At 56.7% G+C, this 19,782-nt stretch carries 18 protein-coding genes; 10 read left to right on the top strand and 8 right to left on the bottom strand.

What is annotated here, in order from left to right; translation table 11 throughout:
- Positions 1 to 33 precede the first annotated feature (33 nt).
- From GOW31_RS02000 to dusA, 3 genes are read right to left on the bottom strand one after another with little or no spacing between them, the layout of a single operon-like run.
- On the bottom strand, positions 34 to 789 hold the full coding sequence (locus GOW31_RS02000) for a hypothetical protein (RefSeq protein ID WP_371813692.1): 756 nt from the start codon (positions 787 to 789) through the stop codon (positions 34 to 36).
- A gap of 23 nt (positions 790 to 812) precedes the next feature.
- Positions 813 to 1,637 carry a sulfite exporter TauE/SafE family protein gene (locus GOW31_RS01995; RefSeq protein WP_171167517.1) on the bottom strand — a complete coding sequence of 275 codons (825 nt, stop codon included), beginning with the start codon at positions 1,635 to 1,637 and terminating at the stop codon, positions 813 to 815.
- Between the two features lie 15 nt (positions 1,638 to 1,652).
- Positions 1,653 to 2,666, bottom strand: coding sequence for a tRNA dihydrouridine(20/20a) synthase DusA (gene dusA / locus GOW31_RS01990; RefSeq protein WP_171167514.1), 1,014 nt, complete (start codon positions 2,664 to 2,666; stop codon positions 1,653 to 1,655).
- A 258-nt stretch (positions 2,667 to 2,924) separates the two neighbouring features.
- Here dusA and GOW31_RS01985 point away from each other — a divergent pair, with 258 nt between their 5' ends.
- From GOW31_RS01985 to GOW31_RS01970, 4 genes are all read left to right on the top strand, one after another.
- Complete coding sequence (locus GOW31_RS01985) at positions 2,925 to 4,223, top strand: site-specific integrase (protein WP_254441621.1); 1,299 nt, start codon at positions 2,925 to 2,927, stop codon at positions 4,221 to 4,223.
- Positions 4,220 to 4,597 (top strand): carboxymuconolactone decarboxylase family protein, encoded by a 378-nt coding sequence (locus tag GOW31_RS01980; RefSeq protein WP_171167512.1) that lies wholly within the window; start codon positions 4,220 to 4,222, stop codon positions 4,595 to 4,597. Before GOW31_RS01985 ends, GOW31_RS01980 begins: the two co-directional genes overlap by 4 nt.
- A 378-nt stretch (positions 4,598 to 4,975) precedes the next feature.
- Positions 4,976 to 5,182, top strand: coding sequence for a cold-shock protein (locus tag GOW31_RS01975; protein ID WP_171115248.1), 207 nt, complete (start codon positions 4,976 to 4,978; stop codon positions 5,180 to 5,182).
- Between the two features lie 72 nt (positions 5,183 to 5,254).
- Positions 5,255 to 6,268, top strand: coding sequence for a fatty acid desaturase (locus tag GOW31_RS01970; RefSeq protein WP_171167511.1), 1,014 nt, complete (start codon positions 5,255 to 5,257; stop codon positions 6,266 to 6,268).
- Here the strand turns inward: GOW31_RS01970 and GOW31_RS01965 are convergent.
- From GOW31_RS01965 to GOW31_RS01945, 5 genes are all read right to left on the bottom strand, one after another.
- A complete protein-coding gene (locus tag GOW31_RS01965; protein WP_171167509.1) occupies positions 6,260 to 6,508 on the bottom strand; it encodes a ParB N-terminal domain-containing protein in 249 nt (82 codons plus the stop codon). The two genes, GOW31_RS01970 and GOW31_RS01965, sit on opposite strands and share 9 nt — an antisense overlap.
- Positions 6,509 to 6,582: 74 nt before the next feature.
- A complete protein-coding gene (locus GOW31_RS01960) occupies positions 6,583 to 7,272 on the bottom strand; it encodes a hypothetical protein (RefSeq protein ID WP_171115244.1) in 690 nt (229 codons plus the stop codon).
- 1,549 nt (positions 7,273 to 8,821) lie between these two features.
- The gene (locus tag GOW31_RS01955) at positions 8,822 to 9,031 is read right to left on the bottom strand and encodes a cold-shock protein (protein ID WP_170329064.1); all 210 of its coding nucleotides are present in this window, start codon (positions 9,029 to 9,031) and stop codon (positions 8,822 to 8,824) included.
- Between the two features lie 59 nt (positions 9,032 to 9,090).
- On the bottom strand, positions 9,091 to 10,440 hold the full coding sequence (locus GOW31_RS01950) for a DEAD/DEAH box helicase (RefSeq protein WP_216598223.1): 1,350 nt from the start codon (positions 10,438 to 10,440) through the stop codon (positions 9,091 to 9,093).
- A 1,022-nt stretch (positions 10,441 to 11,462) separates the two neighbouring features.
- Entirely contained in the window at positions 11,463 to 12,065 is a 603-nt protein-coding gene (locus tag GOW31_RS01945; RefSeq protein ID WP_171167507.1) for a TetR/AcrR family transcriptional regulator, read from the bottom strand.
- Between the two features lie 141 nt (positions 12,066 to 12,206).
- On the opposite strand from GOW31_RS01945, the gene GOW31_RS01940 reads away from it, so the two are divergent.
- The 6 genes from GOW31_RS01940 (at position 12,207) to GOW31_RS01915 (ending at position 19,723) form a co-directional block, all read left to right on the top strand.
- Positions 12,207 to 12,671 carry a (2Fe-2S)-binding protein gene (locus GOW31_RS01940; RefSeq protein ID WP_171167506.1) on the top strand — a complete coding sequence of 155 codons (465 nt, stop codon included), beginning with the start codon at positions 12,207 to 12,209 and terminating at the stop codon, positions 12,669 to 12,671.
- A gap of 3 nt (positions 12,672 to 12,674) precedes the next feature.
- Complete coding sequence (locus GOW31_RS01935) at positions 12,675 to 14,861, top strand: xanthine dehydrogenase family protein molybdopterin-binding subunit (RefSeq protein WP_171167503.1); 2,187 nt, start codon at positions 12,675 to 12,677, stop codon at positions 14,859 to 14,861.
- 132 nt (positions 14,862 to 14,993) lie between these two features.
- Entirely contained in the window at positions 14,994 to 16,313 is a 1,320-nt protein-coding gene (locus tag GOW31_RS01930; protein WP_171167501.1) for a glutamine synthetase family protein, read from the top strand.
- Positions 16,314 to 16,371: 58 nt separating this feature from the next.
- Positions 16,372 to 17,052, top strand: a complete 681-nt coding sequence (locus GOW31_RS01925) for a type 1 glutamine amidotransferase (RefSeq protein WP_171115235.1) — start codon at positions 16,372 to 16,374, stop codon at positions 17,050 to 17,052.
- Positions 17,052 to 18,410: a glutamine synthetase family protein gene (locus GOW31_RS01920; RefSeq protein ID WP_152458471.1), complete on the top strand. Its 1,359-nt coding sequence runs from the start codon at positions 17,052 to 17,054 to the stop codon at positions 18,408 to 18,410. Before GOW31_RS01925 ends, GOW31_RS01920 begins: the two co-directional genes overlap by 1 nt.
- An 8-nt stretch (positions 18,411 to 18,418) precedes the next feature.
- Positions 18,419 to 19,723: an FAD-binding oxidoreductase gene (locus GOW31_RS01915; RefSeq protein WP_171167499.1), complete on the top strand. Its 1,305-nt coding sequence runs from the start codon at positions 18,419 to 18,421 to the stop codon at positions 19,721 to 19,723.
- Positions 19,724 to 19,782 lie beyond the last annotated feature (59 nt).

The raw sequence follows: 19,782 nt of genomic DNA, 5'->3' as shown, positions 1-19,782 counted from the left end.
TCAAAACCTCCAAAGCCAAACAATGACAGGAGGTTAAGTGGATTCGATCCATTCCGCCACACCCCCGGAGCATTCCGGGCGGAAATAGGCGATCATCCGTCCATCCGGCCCAGCGCTTGCCGTTTCCGCCCAAGGGGCAACCCCGTGCAGGCAGTGGCGGTGCAGCACGTAAGCCTCGCCTGGCTTGGCCGGCAGTTCGATTCGCGGGCAGGTTTCGAAAACCTCGCGACGGGCGGATCGGTAGATATCCGTAACATCGACTTCATGCAGACGCTCTTGTGGCGTCCCCGCAAGGGCGCGCCTGAACGCCGCGCCCAGGATATGATGGCTGCCTTCCCACAACACCATGGGCGACGCATTCGGGCTGGCCTCGGTCAGCGGTATGCCCAAAATCCAGGCGTGCGGTTCATCTACCCGGCGGCGACGATCCGGCCCCATCGGGCGCAAACCGTCCACATGGGCCGCGTCCCGATTTCTGCGATACCGCGCGGCGGCCTCGTTTTCCCCCCGACGTGGGCGTGGATACCCAGAATGCATGACCGAGACTTGGCCTTTGTGAAGCGGCAACTGCCCGTAACGCCCTGCAATGAATGACATGGCGGTTCCGGCCAAAGGACCCGATTGGCCAACCCTGCCCTGCGCGTCATTGGGCAACGCGTCAACACCGATGAACCACGTTCCGTCACAATCCAGCCAGTCAGCATGGGCCGGGTCCGTTACCGCGGCCCGTGCGGCAGGCAGCGCATGGCCTACCCAGGCCGCAAGCACTGGATCATACGGGAATTTCACCCAGCCCCTGGCGCCAAAATCCTTCACAAACCCACCGCTTTGCGCAGCATATTTAGCGCCACCAGCGTAAGGAACACAGCGAAAACGCGCTTCAAAGGTTTCGGATCCATCGCATGGGCAAGCTTCACCCCCCAGGGCGCGGTGATCATCGTCATTGCCACGACGATTCCGAAGGCCACCAGATTGACCGCCCCAATGGTCAGCAGAGGCCGGTGTTCCGGTGCGATATCCAGAAACAAAAACCCGATGACCGAGGGCACGGCGATGATCACACCAAACCCGGCGGCGGTTGCGACGGCGCGGTGGATCGGCGTGTTGTAGAGGCTCATCAGCGGCACACCAAAACTGCCGCCGCCGATTCCCATCAGAACAGAAAGAAACCCGACCGCGGGGGATAGGATGGCCCGCTTTACCCCACCGGGCATAACATCACCCAGCCGCCATTCCGAACGACCCAGCCCCAGATAGGCCCCGATCACCATTCCCAATATGCCGAACAGCGCCTGCAAAGCTTCGGTCCGCAGGGCCGAGGCAACAAGAACTCCGATGATCGCACCGACGACGATCCCCGGCCCCCAACTTCGCAGGATATCCCAATCCACCGCACCCTTTTTGTTGTGCGCAAGAACGGATCGGACCGATGTCACGATGATCGTGGCCAGCGACGTGGCCAGACACAGTTGCATCAACTGCGGGCCGCCATAGCCAAGAGTTTGAAACGCATAGAAAAAGGCGGGCACCAAGACGATTCCACCGCCGACCCCCAGCAATCCGGCAAGCACGCCGGCCAGCGCTCCGATCGCAAGCAAAAGGCCCAGCATCTGGGCCAGCAACATCGTCTCGGGCATCGTTCCCCCTGCTGCTTAAACTTCTGCCATGGGCGCCACATGATCCAGCGCCCGCAGCATCACTTCGGGTCCGGCCCCATCCCGCACAGCCCCTTCAGACAAGGCGCGCCGCCATGCGCGGGCTCCGGGACGACCTGCGAAAAGGCCCAACATATGACGCGTGATCTGGTGCAAACGCCCGCCATTGGCAAGGTGCCGTTCCACATAAGGCACCATATGTTGAACGATCGCGAACGGATCACGCGTCGTTCCGGTACCAAAGATGCGTCGGTCAGCATCCGACAGGACATCGCCCGGCTGATGGTACGCAGCCCGGCCGATCATCACCCCATCCAGACCTGCTTCCAGTTGTGCGGCTGCCTCGTCCAGCGTGTTGATGCCGCCATTGATCGATATGTGAAGATCCGAAAACTCAACCTTCATCCGATGCACAAGGTCATAGTCCAAAGGCGGGATATCCCGGTTTTCCTTGGGGCTCAGCCCTTGCAGCCATGCCTTGCGGGCATGGATTGTCACCCTTTGACAACCTGCCGCGCTGATGTGCTCAAGAAACGCGGGCAATACATCTTCGGGCTCCTGGTCATCGACTCCTATGCGGCATTTCACGGTGACATCCACATTCACCGCCTCGCGCATGGCAGTCACGCAGTCGGCAACGCGGGCCGGGTCTTTCATCAAGACCGCGCCGAAAGTGCCGGATTGCACCCGATCCGACGGGCAGCCGCAGTTCAGATTGATCTCATCATACCCGGCCTCAGCCCCCAGTCTCGCGGCCTGCGCCAATTCTTCCGGGTCAGAGCCGCCGAGTTGCAAAGCAACCGGGTGTTCCTCGGGAGAGTAGTCCAACAGATGCAACGCCCCGCCCCGCACGAGCGCCGGCGCCGTCACCATTTCGGTATACAGCAATGTTTCCGCGCTGAGCAGCCGATGGAAATAGCGGCAGTGTCGGTCTGTCCAGTCCATCATGGGCGCCACGCTTAAACGCGCTGCTTTTTGTGCGTTATTTTTCAAAGCGTTAACTCCATTCATCTCTAAACTTCGCGAAGCACGATTTCCCCTGATTTCACCGTATTTCCGGGGGTTTTCGGAGGTTCTCGATTCGAGCGTGCTACGGTGTAGCACATCCAAAGCATACAAACAGCGGCCCAAATGCAGCTGATTTCTGGCCCGGGCGCCGCCGGTTCCATCTTCTGTGTTTCCCTCGGAATTCGGCTATCAAACCCCGGAATCTTTTTCGTGTGACCGAACCGAATTCCCTATCATCGAAAGCAAGATGGGACGAATTCCATGACCACTATCAACAAAAGCACGACGGATGTGCTCGCAGCGATTACTGCCCAGAACCTCTTCCACCGCTCCCCTTCTCAAGCAACCGCTGTGACTGCTGCCGGGGTTGCAGAAAGCACCATGCCGGTTTCTTCGGCCGAGCAGAAAGAAAAGAAACCTCGCAAGGAGATCCTAGGGAAAAAATTCGAGGAACAGAACATCACTCGGTTTGAAGGCAAGAATGGAAAGTGCTCTTACCGGGTACAAATCCGAAAGCGTGTGGATGGCAAACAGCACAGCCTCACGAAAACCTTCAAGCACCTGCCAAACGCAAAAAAGTGGCAAAACAACCAACTCCGAGAAATCGAAGCAAACGGGTTTCCAATTCAAATCGTAACGGAGACAACAATCTCAGATGTCATCGAGGACCGTTTGAAGCGAGGGAAAACCCTCGGCCGATCGGCTCTTCAAGTTCTGACCTTTATCAAAGCCGACGAGTTCGGAAAGACAAAGGTCTCAACGCTGACGCAGCAACAGTTATATGACTATGCAGACCTGTTGTCGGCTGGTGAAAGAATGCCACAGACAGTCGCGAACTACATGACTCACCTGGCGAGAACGCTCTCCTGGTCCAAGGACCGGGGTGCTTTGATCCCCATCGAAGTGGTCAACCTCGCCATGCGAACTCTTTGGGAGGATGAAGTCCTGGCTCGATCGGAAGAGCGAGATCGCCGACCGGAACTCTGTGAGCTAAACAAAATTCTGACTGCAATCTCGGAAAAAACCCGGCAGAAGATCCCGGTCGCAATCCTGGTCGTCTTTGCGATTTATTCCGCGCGTCGTCTGAGTGAAATCTGCAATCTGAGGTGGGATGATCTGCGCGAAAATAGTGGCAGAATCCTCGTGCGCGATATGAAACACCCCAGGCAAAAGAAGGGAAACAACGTTTGGTGTACGCTACCGTGCCAAGCGTTGGAGATCATTTTGGCGATGCCCAGGACGTCAGAGTTCATCTTCCCTTACAATCCGCGCTCGGTTGGGACAGCGTACCGTCGCCACCGGGACAAGGTCGGAGTCGTCGACCTGCGCTTCCATGACCTTCGGCACGAAGCAATCAGTCGGCTTTTCGAGATGGGTAAGTCTGCCTCGTTCGTCAGAAAGATCTCAGGTCACAAGAATGGTGGATGCCTTTACCGCTACGAACACGTCGAAGAAGAAGGTGACAAATTCGCCAACTGGGACTGGCATCAGCTGATCCTGGAGAAATGCAAGGCACTTCAGGGCTCAATTCCTGCCGATTTTGTTGTGGTTCGCACGTGATCCATGCTGAAACGTTAGGCATTGATCCCGGTCTTATTAAACAGCTTTTGGAAGACATCGAGGCTTCGGATGTTTCAGAGAAGATGAAACCGATGCTGCGTTATGTCGAGAAGCTCAACACCTTGCCAAACAAACTCGTTCAGGCCGATGTCGATGCCGTTCTTGAACAGGGGTGGGTTGAGGAAGCGCTGTTCGAAGCAATTGAGGTAACCGGGCTTTTTAACATGATGAACCGCATCGTCGAAGGCGGCGGCGTCACCTTTGACTATGGTGGGCGTACTCAGGGTCACACCTTGCAGAAAGCTGGCCCAGACGCGGCTAAGGACTCCTACTTGGTTTTCTTAGAGATGATAAAGCAGCAAGCCTCTGCGTAGAGTCAGGTGGTGCCTGACGACAAAACTCATACTTTCCTGTCACAGACAATTACCACCGTTTTGCGCCGCGTCCATTCTTCGAAAACGGACTTAGGCACAAGTGCAGCGTATTGGCGCTTCGTCCCGCTCCAGTCACGTATTCGAAAGACAGCGAACAGCGACACCTTACCTAAGTTTTGCTAGGCAGGCAGGATCTCTCTGTTGTCCTCCACCGCATCAATGCTTGTATTGTGGGTACTCGAAGTCCATATACATAAAGCTTACGTTTTTCTTTTTCGACCTGCTGTCTCCTCAATTCGGCGTTCAGTCTTTCGATTTAGACCGACCACGCCGGGTCGCCGCATTGATGCGGGCGACACGCAATTGGAGACTTCCACCATGGCAAATGGCACAGTAAAATGGTTCAACTCGACCAAAGGTTTTGGCTTTATCGAGCCTGAAGACGGCAAGCGCGATGTGTTCGTGCATGTATCCGCTCTTGAACGTTCCGGCATCAGCGAATTGAAGGACGGCCAAAAGGTTACTTTTGACGTCGAAGCTGGTCGTGACGGACGCGACAGCGCTTCCAACCTGGCACTCGCATAGCCTGCTACGGGCATCCTTTTGGGGTGCCCGGTTGCTCAGAGGGTTCCCAAGAGCCGTTGGAGAACAAGTCAGTTGCAACAGCAGGAATTGACCCGGGCGCTCGTTCAATACCGCGCACCCGATACGAAGCGTAGTGTTTTTGAACTGACAATTACTGTTATCCCTTTTTTCGCGCTATGGGGCGCAGCGTGGTTTGCGCTTTCCCTTGGTGTCTGGGTCGCTATTCCACTGGCAACCCTTAACGCTGCATTTCTGGTGCGTCTCTTCATCATCATGCATGATTGTGGTCACGGATCATTTTTTAAAAACCGTACCGTTTGCAATTGGACAGGCCGGGTCTTGGGTGTTCTCGCCCTCACACCTTTTGACATCTGGCGGCAAAGCCACGCGACTCACCACGCCTCAACCGGCAACCTTGATCGGCGCGGGATGGGCGATATCCCTACGTTAACTGTAGAGGAATATCTGAAGCGAAAGTGGGTCGGGCGTGCCGCTTACAGGTTAATCCGGAACCCCTTCTTCCTGTTCTGTATCGTACCGGTCTACACGTTCTTTCTTCAAAATCGTTTGCCTTTTGGGTTCATGCGGTCAGGCTGGCTGTATTGGGCAAGTGCTATGGGAACAAACGCCGCGATTGCGGTGGTCCTGGCTCTGATATTTTGGACCGGGGGCCTGGATGTATTGGTTTATGTTTTCCTGCCAACCATGATCGTCGCCGCCTCGATTGGTATTTGGCTTTTCTACATTCAGCACCAGTTTGAACATACATCCTGGGAGCGGGAAGAAGGGTGGAATCTTCAGAACGCCGCATTCTATGGAAGTTCTCACTATGCCCTGCCCGGCATCCTGCGCTGGTTCTCTGCCAATATTGGTGTGCACCATGTTCACCACCTTGCCAGTCGCATACCGTTCTATCGGCTAAACGAGGTTTTGCGCGACCATTCTGCGTTAGAAAACTGCCAGCGTATTACTCTATATGAGAGCTTTCATTGTGCACGATTGCATCTTTGGGATGAAAAAAGTCAACGTCTGCTGACATTTTCCGAGGCTTTGTCGAACGCCAATTCCAAAAGGTATCTAGTGTAGCCTGGCGCGTACCAGATAGGCTTCGACCGTTTCGCCGCCCAAGGCGCGAATGGCCTCTAATCGGTGAAGGCCTTCAATCAGCACGAACCTCTTATTGTCCGAGCGTATCTGGATCGGGGTCTTCTGGCCGTTCTTCAGGATATCTTCGGCCAGCGTCAGAACTTTTTGTTGATCAAGCGTTTTCGCCCGTTTCACAGGAACATAGATCAGGTCGAGCGGATATGGTCTTTTCTCCAACATTAGCTACGTGAGCAACCTTTCGTGCATTTGTTCCGGTTCAGAGCTCGCTTCAAAAGCGGGGGCTGGAACGTACGTCATAGAACCGAACGAACAGCGTCGCGCAGTTCCTGATGCATAATCCAAGTTGCTGGCTCATCGTCACTTTCGATGTGAGAAAATGCCAGGACCTGAGCGGCGCCATCATTCTGCACCGATCCGGCTTCGGGTAGGTCCAGTTCCAGATATTCTGCGATCAATAGTCCGATTTTCTTGAAAACCTTGATGGAGGCCTCGCGCGATTTGTAACCAGCTGCCTGAGACAAGTGACCAATAGTCAGACCTTCCTTGCCTGCGATTGTGAGTGCTTTGAGCAATGTGACCTGCGCGGGGGTGAGCCTGATCTGGCGCAATGCCTCGGCATATTCTCTTTCACTGGGAACTAGGGTGCCGGAGTTTCCTTCCAAACGGCGTTGACCGCTACGCTTCCTGTCTCGTTCTTCGAGAATTTCTTTTAAGGCTTCAATGGCCAATACTGGTGTTTCTCCAACTGCATCGGCAATCATTGCCTGCGTTTTAGCCGGCGGCTTGGGAAATGCCCGTGCAACACTATTGCCGCTCAGAACGCCAGCCTTAATCAAGTACTTTCCAAATTCTTCCTCAATCACTCCTGATACGTCAGCGTTCCGCGACTTACGAACACTGCGGTCCTGAAACGCTCTTTGTTCCAAACCATGAGCTGACATCTTTGAACCGGGAAGGGTTACTTGAGGGGCATTTTTACGCATCAGAGAAACACCACTACAATTATCGCTGCAACGCACACTGCTGACGCAATAGATATCTTAATCCCATAGGACCGGCGACGCGCCTTTTCGGCTTTGAGACTTTTACCCAGGTTTTCGTCAATCGAGTTATGGTTCACGGCGTAGTCCTTCCGGATTTGTCAGGCGGCTTTGGTTTCCACCAACTTATTGTCGCGCCACATTTTCGGTGCACTTGTCGTTCTGTCTCGTGAACGGCCGATTACACTCCCAACCATCACCTCTTCGATTCAAATGCGCGTTTGAAGGGACAAGGATCGCAACGCACCTGTCCCGGTTTGCGCGAAAACCACGCTCGCATTTCCATCCGGAATAAGTTTCAGGTGCAAGATATGCATGCTGTGGAACAGCCACAGGCTCACAGCCGCTCTCCGCTGCCCTGTAACCTCTGAGGCATACCCAACCATCCGAGCTTCCTCTGTCGCTCAGACGACCGTTTTCTGGGACCTCTATTGCAACACAATCCTGGTTCTCCTTTCGAAATCCCCAGTTGCAGTGTATTTCCTGCACGCCAAACCGAGTTTCGACGTACCCATTTTGGGGCGAAATCACTTCTTCACACTCTTCTCCGGCACGCTGGAACAACCGATTGCACGCCCACTGATCTCCGGTTGATGCAAGATAGGCATTTTCAGGAACTCTTATTTCCTCACAGAGTTCTCCGACAATCTGAAAACCGTGATTGCATTCCCAGCCGCTGCCATAGGCGCTACCCGTCAAAAATGCGTTTTCTGGTAAGTCTGTTCTTTGGCAGGATCCGTTCTCGTTTTCGAAACCTTCGTCACAAACAGACCCATCGGCATTGCCCGCGACCTGGGCAGGAAGCTGCGTTCCTGAGAGAAACACCAAAAGTGTCGGGATCACACAAAGAATGCAGCGCGTAAACACGATGAAAGACTGATCGAAACGGAGCGTAAGACCTGATCTATCGAGCATCAAGCACGCTGTTTATGAGCCATGTGCTGTTCATTCGGCGCCTTCTTTCATGGGTCACGCGATGACTGGAGCATGTCATGTGACGGTTGCGAATGCTTGCGAGGAACGAGCTCATAGCGAAAACCCCAGCGAAACCCGTTCCTATGCTGGGGCACATGCTACAGTTAGTCTGAAGGCCATTGGATTTGCGAAGCCGGCAGCATCGCGGCATCGAGTAATTTTTACCAATACACTCTTGTGGTTCTTAGCCAGCATAGAGTCAAGGCCGCACCGTCGTCACGAAGCCTTTGCTGCGGAGATATCTCATTCTAGAGACTGGTGTTTGACCAGGAGGCTTAGAGAATAATTGAGAGACAAAATTCAGCGTGACATCACCTTTGAAACGTGGCCGTTGACGAACTAACAGGGACCGAGCTCTGCTAAGGGCTGGCAGAAGCTCGAAGCTATTAATACGCCACCAATAGGTGACCGCTTACATATTGTGTCTCAATCCCAATCCGAACCGATCAACCAGTCTTTGGCTGTGCTTCCAGACAGCGGCAATAGCAACCGCTATCTGGCATCGTTTGTGAATTGCCTACTGCAATTGCAGGTTTTCGGCGGAGGTCTTGCCGCGCATCCGGTCTTCTTTCAGATCGAAGCCGACCTTTGCGCCTTCTTTCAGGCTATCGAGGCCAGAGCGCTGAACGGCACTGATGTGTACGAACGCGTCGCCGCTGCCGTTATCCAACTCGATGAAGCCGTAGCCTTTGGTTTCGTTGAACCATTTTACTGTTCCGGTAGTCATGAGATTATCCTTTCAATGACATTTGCGCCTACCAGGATTGGCCAGGCTGCTTGCTGCGCTCATGCAGCAGGTTGGGTGAACTCACCAATATTGGAGAGCATTCGCATAAGACCGTCTTGCGCCTGAGCCGGATCGATCTTGTGTTGTTTGTATCCGTTCTGCTTGCGTGCTACGTGGTCTACCGCTCGCAGTTTGGCTGAAAATTCCGCTTTGGTAGTACGGGGCTGCAGCTTCTCATCGCGGCCTTGCTCTGCAGGCACGTCTTGCGCTTCTGAGCCGCTTGGCAGCCTGTTGCCGATCAGCTTTTCGATATCCCGCAGGAGGGACATCTCTTCGCGATCACACAGTGAAATTGCGGTGCCGGTTCTGCCTGCGCGAGCGGTCCTGCCGATGCGATGCACGTAGGATTCCGGCACATTCGGAAGCTCATAATTCACCACATGAGACACATCGTCGATGTCGATGCCCCGTGCCGCAATATCGGTGGCCACAAGGACGGTAGTTGCGCCTGATCGGAAACCTGCCATGGCACGTTCGCGCTGAGGCTGGCTTTTGTTCCCGTGAATGGATGCGGAGTTGATCCCGGCGGCAAACAAATACTTGCAGACGTTGTCGGCACCGCGTTTGGTGCGTGTAAACACGACCGCACGATGCACGTCCTTGTCCGACAGAATATCTGCCAGAACACGGCGTTTGTCCTGCTTGGCCACATGCCGGACGCTCTGCGCGATCCGTTCAATCGGCGTTGAAACAGCCGCCACCTGAACCTCTGCCGGATCGTTCAGGAAGTCATCGGCAAGCTTTCTGATCTGCCCCGGCATTGTTGCCGAAAGCAGTGCCGTCAGGCGTTTCTCGGGCAGTTTTGCCATGATCTTGCGAATGCTGGGCAGAAAGCCCAGATCCAGCATCTGATCAGCCTCATCCACCACAATGGCTTTGGTCGCGGACAGATCGATGACGCCTGTGTCAAGGTGGTCGAGCAAGCGTCCTGGTGTTGCCACCACGATGTCTATGCCGGCACTGAGGGCCTTGATCTGCCCTCCTGGACGCACGCCTCCGACGACCAAGGTCGTGGAAATGCGGCTGAACTGGCTGTAAGCGCGGATGTTGTCCACGATCTGCGCCGCAAGCTCGCGCGTGGGCGTCAGGATCAATGCGTTGCAGTGTTTTGGAGCGGGTTTCGATATTTCACATTCAATCCGATGCAACAGGGGCAATACAAATGAGGCGGTTTTTCCTGTGCCGGTCTGGGCAATGCCGATCACGTCGCGCTTAGATTGCAGCAGCGGAATGACCTTGGCCTGAATGGGCGTAGGGGTCGAATATCCTTGAGCCTTGATGGCCTTCAGGATGGGCTCGGCAAGGCCGAGGGTGTCAAATGTCGTCAAAAGCGTTTGGTCTCGTGCCATAAACGCGGTTCACCGCTATCGGCACTTGGTCTCTCTAATCTACTGGGAAGCTCGTATGAAATAGCCGCCGTCGTTTCGTTGCTCTCAAGGAGCTATTCAAGACAACGATCTGGGGATCACGGGCGAGAATACTTTGCCGCTGATTTGGTCATCCACACGCGGCGTTGCGCTTCCCCTACAGGGCAAAGGTTAAGAAAGCAACAACTCATTTGAGAGCAAATATTTGCCCAAGGTTGGGTTTGCCCGCGTCTTGCGCGTCCATGAACCATGCGGCGAAAGCGCGGTTTTGGGTAGGTTTATCATGTGCGGTTTGAATGTCCGCAAAGCGGGTGCAACTGCAGCATCAAGATCAAGATAGCGGGTTGGATGTCGGCTCTGGGCCGGAATTCCCCTGACGTATCCCCGTGCCATGAGAGACCGAAGTCAGATGTAGTCACGAGGACGCTGGAAAACCCTTGTTCTCTTCTCGAATTCCGATTGAACGTTGAAGAAGTAAAATCAGGCGCGACTTGCGGTATCAGGTTTTTTCTCCTGGACTTCTTCATGAACCCCGAAGAAACACTCGCCCCCGCAGTGAGGCGAAAGACGCCGGCCCTCGGCTGTGCAGCCAGAGCGTTTCAACAAGGTACTTCATTCTCAGAGTTCCCACCAAAGAAGAGGCCCGGCGTTCTCCTCTACGTTCGCTTGCCGAAAAACCGAGAATGCTGCATCATCAATCGAGTGAAGCACGGCTTCAACATCAGGTAGGGCCTGTCGCTACATATGTGCTACGCGCCAAAGTCACCCCCAATAAACACATATAAAACAATACGCTACGCTCAGTCGCACAAATCCATCATGGGTGCCACGCTTAAACGCGCAGCTTGTGTTGCCTTGCCTGTCACAGCAACGCCTCCGTCCTGCTATGCTTCGAAGTCCGATGGCCTGTCAGCGGCCTTGCCCATCCGAATCAAGTCGAAAAGCCCTAACACATTCCTCTGACGACGTCCCGACGGCGACCATTATCAGTGAGTTGCTTCCGATCAGACGCCATATCGACTCATCACCATCTGGACACTGCTTTCGATCGTTTCCGTCATCTCGGCTTCGCTGAGCACCCCACCCGTAAACAGCAGCGGCCAGAAGGCGCGCGCCTTGATCAGGCCAATGAATTCGCGCCCGGCCCGTTCCGGATCATCGATCCGAAGCTGCCCATCCTCGGCCGCATCTTTGAGCATGGCAATGAACGTCGCCGTCTTGTCCAGCTTGCCCTGCGCTTCCGCCGCAAGCGTCGGGTTGCGCAAGGTTTCGCTGATCACCATCCGGGCCATTGCGATAACATCGGGCCGCATCAGAATGCGCCCTTCGGCCCAGGCCAGTTCAGTCAGTTGCGTACGAATATCGCGACCTTTTTCATATCGAATCTCCAGCACTTCAGCAAAGCGGCTGGACAATTCGACCACGATGGAGCGGAACAGGTTTTCTTTACTTTCAAAGTACTTGTACAACGTACGCTTGGACACTTCGGCCTTTGCTGAAATGCGATCCATACTGGCCGCGGCAAAGCCCTTTTCCTGGAACTCGGCCACGGCAGCTTCGATGATCTGTGCGCGCTTGGACGCATTCTGTGCGCTGCATTCGTTCATGTCAGAGCTATAGACCTATTGACGTGCCCCGGTCAAACACTAGGTAAACGCAGGAGTTTACAAGGGCGAAATAATATGCCATGAGTAAACCCGAGAGTTTACCAGTTGCGGAAACCAGCACCAACAGGAGACCCCCTCATCATGGCTCTTAAATTGAACCTGAACGGCACGACCCACGAGGTTGATGCCGAACCCGGAACGCCTCTTCTCTGGGTGATCCGAGACGAACTGAAACTGACCGGCACAAAATTTGGCTGCGGCGTGGCATCCTGCGGGGCCTGCACAGTGCACGTGAATGGTGAGCCCGTCCGTTCCTGTCAGACATTCATTGAAGACGTCGAAGACGCCGAAGTCACGACCATCGAAGCTGTCGGTGACGACAAGATCGGTGCTGCCGTACAACAGGCCTGGGTTGAACTGGATGTCGTCCAGTGCGGCTATTGCCAGTCGGGTCAGGTGATGTCGGCTGTCGGGCTGCTGTCCGAGAACCCGAAACCGTCGGCTCAGGAGATTGACGAATACATGTCCGGCAATGCCTGCCGCTGCGCCACCTATCAACGCATCCGCGCCGGCATCCAGCGCGCGTCTGAAATTCTGGAGGCCTGATCCATGACCATCAACACCTCTCGCCGTGGGTTTCTGAAAAGCGCCGCCGCTGCCGGTGCCATCCTGCTGGTCGGTACCCGTCCGGACGGAGCACTGGCCGCGGCGTCGTCCGAGACCGCCCAGTTCAACCCGTTCGTGAAAATCGATGCGGATGGCACCGTGACCGCCATCGTCAAACACTTTGAAAAAGGTCAGGGGCCTGCAACCGGGCTGCCGACGCTGATTGCCGAAGAAATCGGCCTGACCATGGACCAGATCGAATACGAGTTCGCCCCCTCGGATCCGAATGTCTACAACAACCTGCTGTTCGGCCCATTCCAGGGCACCGGCGGTTCGACCGCGATGGCGAATTCGTGGCTGCAATACCGTCAGGCCGGTGCTGCAGCGCGCGAAATGCTGATCAACGCCGCCGCGCAAAGCTGGGGCGTGGATGCATCCGGCATCACCATCGAAGACGGCATCGTCAAGGCAGGCGACAAGTCGGCTCCGATCGCTGAATTCGTGTCCGCTGCGTCGCAACTGGACGCTCCGGCAGAGCCACGCCTGAAGGACCCGTCCGAATTCCGTCTGATCGGAAATGAAACGGTGCGCCGCAAGGATACGGCAATCAAAAGCAACGGCCAGGCGATGTTTGCCATGGACGTTCACCTACCCAACCAGATGATCGCCATGATCAAACGCCCCGAAGCGAAGGGCGGCATCGCGCTGGGCTTTGATGACAGCGCATCGAAAGAGGTCAAAGGCTATATCAGCGCCGCGGTTCTGCCCAATCAGGCGGGCGTCGCGGTGTATGCCGAGAACACCTGGGCCGCGATTCAGGCACGCGATGCGCTTGAGGTCGAGTGGGACATGTCCGGCGCGGAAACCCGCAACTCGGACCAGATCAAGGCCGAGATCATGGCCGCGCTGGAGGCTGAGCCCACGTATAACGTCAACAAGGCGGATTTTGCCGCTGTGGCAGCCGCCATCGACGGCGCGGACAAGGTCGTCGAAAATACGTTCTACTTCCCACTGCTGGCCCATGCCCCGATGGAACCGTTGAACTGCACCATCGAGCAGACCGCAGACGGAGACATCGTTCTGCATGACGGGGCACAAATGCCGACGGGACCTCATATGGCCTACCAGCAGATCTTTGGCCTGCCCGCCGAGAAGATCCACATCAAAACCATGCTAGCAGGCGGGTCGTTCGGGCGCCGCGCCACCCCGGATGCGGATTATCAGGTCGAGGCCGCCCTGGCCTTTGTCATCACTGACCGCTCGCGCCCGGTGAAACTGGTCTGGACGCGCGAAGACGACATTCGCAGCGGGTATTACCGACCCGCCTTTGGCCACAAGGTTCGTGTGGGTCTGGACGCCGAAGGCAACATCGTCGGGTGGCAGCACCAGATTGCCGGCCAATCCGTGATCAAGGGCACCCCGTTCGAGGCTGTTCTGGTTCATGACGGCATCGACCACAGCTCGGTCGAAGGCGTTTCGGACAGCCCCTACAACATCCCCGGCATGGCGGTGGGTCTGACCGACACGCCAAAGGCGACGACGGTTCTGTGGTGGCGCTCGGTCGGGCACACCCACACCGCCTATACGATGGAAACCATGATGGATCTGGTGGCCGAGGTCGCCGGTCGTGATCCGGTGGAGTTCCGACTGGCCCATCTGTCCGACAGCAGCAACCCGGACCAGCAGCGCAAGGCAGCTGTTTTGAAGCTGGCGGCCGAAAAGGCGAACTGGGGCAATGCGCCAGAAGGCCGGTCGCAGGGGATTGCCGTTCACAAGTCCTTTGGGTCTTACGCGGCTGAAGTGGTCGAAATCTCGGGCGATCCGGAAAGTGGCATCAGGATTGAAAAGGTCACCTGTGCCGTGGATTGCGGTATCGCCGTGAACCCCGATATCGTGCGGGCCCAGATGGAAGGCGGCATCGGCTATGGCATTGGCCATGTGATGCGTGACCAGATCACCCTGACAAGCGGGGCCGTTGATCAATACAACTTCCCGGATTACGAACCGCTGCGCATCGGGGATATTGCTGCAATCGACGTGCACATCGTGCCATCGGCCGAAGCGCCGACCGGCGTCGGAGAACCCGGCACGCCACCGTCGGCACCGGCTTTGGCCAATGCGATCAAGGCCCTGTCAGGTTTGCATGTGGCGCAATTGCCCATGGAAGAACATGGCGTAAGCTTTGCCTGAAAACAGCTCTCCGCGCCGGTCAATACCGGCGCGGGCGTTCCTTGAATACCCAAGTCAGAATTTGATCAAATTTGGTGACAAAGCACATCCATTGAAGTAAATCACTGGGGAGTTTCACCGACGGAGCCCCCAATGGATCTGAGAGCCCTGCACAATTTTCGCGTTGCCGCATGTGACCTGAACGGTCAGATGCGGGGCAAACGCGTGCCCCCCGGCTATGCCGACAAACTGGGAAAAGGCGCCGTGCGAATGCCGTTTTCGGCACTGAACGTAGACCTGTGGGGCGCTGATATCGAAGGAAGCCCGCTGGTCTTTGAAACCGGCGACGCTGATGGGGTGCTGCGCCCGACCGAACGCGGCCCGGTCCCCGTGCCCTGGCTGGATACGGAAACAGCGCTGGTGCCGATGTGTCTGTATGATGATGACGGCGTACCCTTCCCGGGCGACCCGCGGCATGCCCTGTCCGCCACACTCGACCGCTATGCGCAACGCGGCTGGTCCGTTGTTGCCGCGACGGAGTTGGAGTTCACACTCGTTGACGCTTCTGGCGCGCAGCCGCAACCGCCGGTGAATCCGATCACAGGGCGGCGCCTTGCGGATGAGGCCGTTCTGTCGGTTGCCGAAATGGACGCGTTCGAGGCGTTCTTTACCGACCTGTACGATGGCTGCGCCGCAATGGGCATCCCCGCGCAGACGGCCATTTCCGAAAGCGGCATCGGTCAGTTCGAAATCAACCTGAACCATCAGGACGCCATGCGCTGCGCTGATGATACGTGGCTTTTCAAGGCATTGACGCGTGGATTGGCGCGCAGGCACGGATTTGCGGCCACCTTCATGTCCAAGCCTTATGCCGATGACGCGGGCAACGGAATGCATGTGCATTTCTCGGTGTTGGACCAGAATGGGCACAATGTGTTCGACAACAACGGGCCGGAAGGCACCGAGATATTGCGGTCTGCCGTAGCGGGCTGTGTCGCGGCCATGCCGGGCAGTACGCTGATATTTGCACCCCACGGCAACTCCTACACACGGCTCGTACCGGGTGCACATGCGCCCACGGGCGCCTGCTGGGCCTATGAAAACCGAACCGCTGCCATTCGTATCCCGGGCGGGGCGCCCGCCGCACGGCGCATCGAACACCGCGTCGCCGGCGGGGACATAAACCCGTATCTGATGCTGACCGCAGTTCTGGGCGCGGCACTTGTCGGCATCGAGGACGGCTTGACCCCACCTGCCCCGATCATGGGGAACGCCTATGACATCGCGGACCTGCGTCAACTGATGCCGGATTGGTCGAGCGCGATTGACAGGTTCGCCACGGATCCCCTGGTGGCCCGGCTGTTCCCCGCTGACCTGATCCGCTATCTGACCATGACCAAGCGACAAGAGATCACCCGATTTGCGAACATCCCGCCCGAGGATCACTGGCTGTGCTATCTCGAGACGGTTTGAACCCCTTGCCGCGTCAACCAGTCTCGGTTAGGGTTAATTTGATCAAATTTGGTGACATATGAAAATCGGTATTCTACAAACCGGCCACACCCCCGAAGTGCTACAGGAAGAATTCGGGGATTATGACGAACTTTTCCCCGCGTTGCTGCGTGACAACGGGTTCGAGTTCGTGACCTTCGCCGTCGTGGACGGCACTTTCCCCGATGGTGCGGATGATGCGGATGGATGGATCATTACCGGATCGCGCCACGGGGTTTACGAGGACCTTCCCTGGATCGCCCCGCTGGAAGCGTTGGTGCGCGAGATCCGGGAAAGTGGAAAACCCCTGATCGGCGTTTGCTTTGGCCACCAGATCATTGCTCAGGCACTGGGTGGCAAGGTCGAGAAATTCTCGAAAGGATGGGCCGTAGGTCGTACGGAATACGAATATGACGGCAGCAGATTATGGCTGAATGCCTGGCATCAGGATCAGGTTGTCGAATTGCCGAAGGAAGCGCGGGTTCTGGGCCGGAATACCTTCTGCGAAAACGCGATGCTGGCTTATGGGGACACAATCTGGACAGTTCAGGCCCACCCGGAATTCACCAACGGATTCGTGGCAGGCCTGATGCGGACACGGGGCAAGGGCGTGGTGCCCGAAGACCTGATGCGCGAAGCCGCAAATCGCGAGACGGCCCCGGACGACAACGCCAAAATCGCGCGCCACATGGCCGAGTTTCTAAAGAAAGAGAGAGCCTGATGGCTGATTGGACCGACAAACTTCCGGAAGCCGCAAAGGCATATTTCCATGGGCAACGACTGGACGAAGTTGAATGCATCATTTCGGACCTGCCGGGGATTGCGCGCGGCAAGGCGGTGCCTGCATCAAAATTCGCAAAGCAATCCTATTTCCACCTGCCCGACAGCATCTTTTACCAGACCATCACAGGGGGCTGGGGCGAAGCGGCCGGCGATGACGGGTTCATCGAAAAGGATATGATCCTGAAGCCCGATTTCTCGACCACTTCCGCTGCGCCGTGGACGGGGGATTGGACATTGCAGGTGATCCACGACGCCTACGACCGGGATGACAATCCGATCCCCTACAGCCCGCGTAACGTGCTCAAGCGTGTTGTGCAGCTTTATCATGATAAGGGATGGAAGCCGGTTGTTGCACCAGAGATGGAGTTCTTTCTGGTTGCCCCCAACGTGGACCCGGCGCAGGGCATCAAACCCATGATGGGGCGTTCCGGCCGCCCGGCCGCGGCGCGGCAGGCCTATTCCATGACGGCCGTGGACGAGTTTGGCCCGGTGATCGACGACATCTATGATTTCGCCGAGCATCAGGGGTTTGAGATCGACGGCATCACGCAGGAAGGCGGCGCCGGGCAGTTGGAAATCAACCTGCGCCATGGCAATCCGGTAAAACTCGCCGATGAAGTCTTCTATTTCAAACGCCTGATCCGCGAGGCCGCGCTGCGCCACAATTGTTTTGCCACCTTCATGGCCAAACCGATCGAGGAAGAGCCGGGTTCGGCCATGCATATCCATCACTCGATCATCGATATGGAAACCGGTCAGAACATCTTCTCTGGTCCTCAAGGGGGTGAGACGGACGCGTTTTATCACTTCATCGCCGGTTTGCAGAACCACCTGCCCGCCGGTCTGGCAGTCATGGCGCCCTATGTGAATTCCTACCGGCGCTATGTGAAAGATCACGCGGCACCGATCAACCTGGAATGGGCCCGTGACAACCGCACCACCGGTATTCGCGTGCCCCTGTCCGGCCCGGAATCGCGACGCGTCGAGAACCGCATCGCCGGGATGGACTGCAACCCGTATCTGGGCATCGCGCTGTCGCTGGCCTGCGGCTATCTTGGCCTGGTCGAGCAGGAACGCCCACGTCGTCAGTTCTATGGCGACGCTTATGAAGGCGAGGGCGATATCCCGCAGGTCATGGGCGAAGCGCTGGACCTGTTCGACGAGGCCACTGCCCTGCACGAGGTTCTGGGCCCTGAATTCGCCCGCGTTTACGGCATCGTCAAACGGGCCGAGTACGAAGAGTTCCTACAGGTCATCTCTCCTTGGGAACGTGAACACCTGCTGATCAACGTCTGAGACCTTCCGTGAACCTGCTCTATTCCAATGACCGCAAAGGTGAGTACCCAGACAGCTGGTATGCCGCGACGGCACATCCGATGGATCGCTTTCCCGCGTTGTCAGAAGACACCAAGGCGGATGTATGCGTTGTCGGTGGCGGTTATACGGGGCTGTCCGCGGCCCTTCATCTGGCCGAAGCCGGGTTCAACGTCGTGCTGCTTGAAGCGCACCGCGTCGGCTTTGGCGCGTCGGGCCGAAACGGCGGCCAGTTGGGCAGCGCACAGCGGATGGATCAGGAAGACCTCGAGCGTCTTGTAGGCGATGCCGACGCCGCCAAGCTGTGGGAACTGGCTGAAGACGCCAAGGATCTGGTCAAATCCCTGATTGCAAAACACAAGATCGCCTGTGACCTGAAACCCGGTGTCGCCGTTCTGGGCCTGAGCAAATCCGAGCAGAAAGAACTGCATGACCATGCCGGCCATCTTTCCGAGCGGTACGGATACGACCAGATCGAGCTGTTGGATGAAAACGCGGGTCATTCGCTGTGCCCGTCGCCCGCCTATCACGGGGGGTATCTGGATATGGGCGCGGCGCATCTGCACCCTCTGAACTTGGCGTTGGGACTGGCGCAAGCCGCGGCCAAAGCGGGCGTTCGCATCCATGAAAGCACCGAAGTGACCGGGATCGACGAGGGCCAGACGGCGGTGATCCGAACTGCACACAGCAACGTTCGGGCCGAGCACGTCATTCTGGCCTGCAACGGGTATCTGGGCGACCTCAATCGTTCCGTCGCCGCCAGGGTCATGCCCATCAACAATTTCATTGCGGCCACCGAACCCCTTGGAGAGGACACCGCCCGGGTTTTGGCCCGGGATGTGGCGGTTGCGGATACGAAATTCGTGGTGAACTATTTTCGCCTCAGTGCTGATGGTCGCCTCTTGTTCGGAGGCGGTGAAAGCTATGGCTACCGCTTTCCATCGGATGTCGCCGCCAAGGTCCGCAAACCCATGATCGAGATTTTCCCGCATTTGCGGGATGTGAAGATCGACTATGCGTGGGGTGGAACGCTGGCCATCACCATGCGGCGGATGCCGTATTTAGCCCGTGTCGCACCCAATATTCTTTCGGCTTCGGGATATTCCGGTCACGGTGTCGGCACCGCGACCTATGCCGGACAACTCATGGCGATGGCGATTCAGGGTCAGGCCGAAGGGTTTGACACGATGGCACGCGTGCCCGCGCTGTCTTTTCCAGGCGGCCCTGCCCTGCGCAGCCCGCTTTTGGTGCTGGCCATGACATGGTTCGCACTGCGCGACCGGCTTGGGGTCTGATCCACGTAAATTGCGACAGATTGGTGAATTTTCGCCTGCCCGGCGATTGAGGGCTTGGA

Source organism: Ruegeria sp. HKCCA0370, assembly GCF_013033705.1.
Classification (GTDB): domain Bacteria; phylum Pseudomonadota; class Alphaproteobacteria; order Rhodobacterales; family Rhodobacteraceae; genus Ruegeria.
This window is presented reverse-complemented; position numbering and strand designations above follow the sequence as displayed.

Bases quoted from the DNA above. Each gene is read 5' to 3' on its own strand.
- GOW31_RS01945 (WP_171167507.1), bottom strand. From the start codon at position 12,065: ATGAACGAATGCAGCGCACAGAATGCGTCCAAGCGCGCACAGATCATC.
- GOW31_RS01965 (WP_171167509.1), bottom strand. From the start codon at position 6,508: ATGTTGGAGAAAAGACCATATCCGCTCGACCTGATCTATGTTCCTGTG.
- GOW31_RS01985 (WP_254441621.1), top strand. From the start codon at position 2,925: ATGACCACTATCAACAAAAGCACGACGGATGTGCTCGCAGCGATTACT.
- GOW31_RS01955 (WP_170329064.1), bottom strand. From the start codon at position 9,031: ATGACTACCGGAACAGTAAAATGGTTCAACGAAACCAAAGGCTACGGC.
- GOW31_RS01960 (WP_171115244.1), bottom strand. From the start codon at position 7,272: ATGCGTAAAAATGCCCCTCAAGTAACCCTTCCCGGTTCAAAGATGTCA.
- dusA (WP_171167514.1), bottom strand. From the start codon at position 2,666: ATGAATGGAGTTAACGCTTTGAAAAATAACGCACAAAAAGCAGCGCGT.
- GOW31_RS01995 (WP_171167517.1), bottom strand. From the start codon at position 1,637: ATGCCCGAGACGATGTTGCTGGCCCAGATGCTGGGCCTTTTGCTTGCG.
- GOW31_RS01930 (WP_171167501.1), top strand. From the start codon at position 14,994: ATGGATCTGAGAGCCCTGCACAATTTTCGCGTTGCCGCATGTGACCTG.
- GOW31_RS01920 (WP_152458471.1), top strand. From the start codon at position 17,052: ATGGCTGATTGGACCGACAAACTTCCGGAAGCCGCAAAGGCATATTTC.
- GOW31_RS01940 (WP_171167506.1), top strand. From the start codon at position 12,207: ATGGCTCTTAAATTGAACCTGAACGGCACGACCCACGAGGTTGATGCC.
- GOW31_RS01975 (WP_171115248.1), top strand. From the start codon at position 4,976: ATGGCAAATGGCACAGTAAAATGGTTCAACTCGACCAAAGGTTTTGGC.
- GOW31_RS01935 (WP_171167503.1), top strand. From the start codon at position 12,675: ATGACCATCAACACCTCTCGCCGTGGGTTTCTGAAAAGCGCCGCCGCT.
- GOW31_RS01950 (WP_216598223.1), bottom strand. From the start codon at position 10,440: ATGGCACGAGACCAAACGCTTTTGACGACATTTGACACCCTCGGCCTT.
- GOW31_RS01925 (WP_171115235.1), top strand. From the start codon at position 16,372: ATGAAAATCGGTATTCTACAAACCGGCCACACCCCCGAAGTGCTACAG.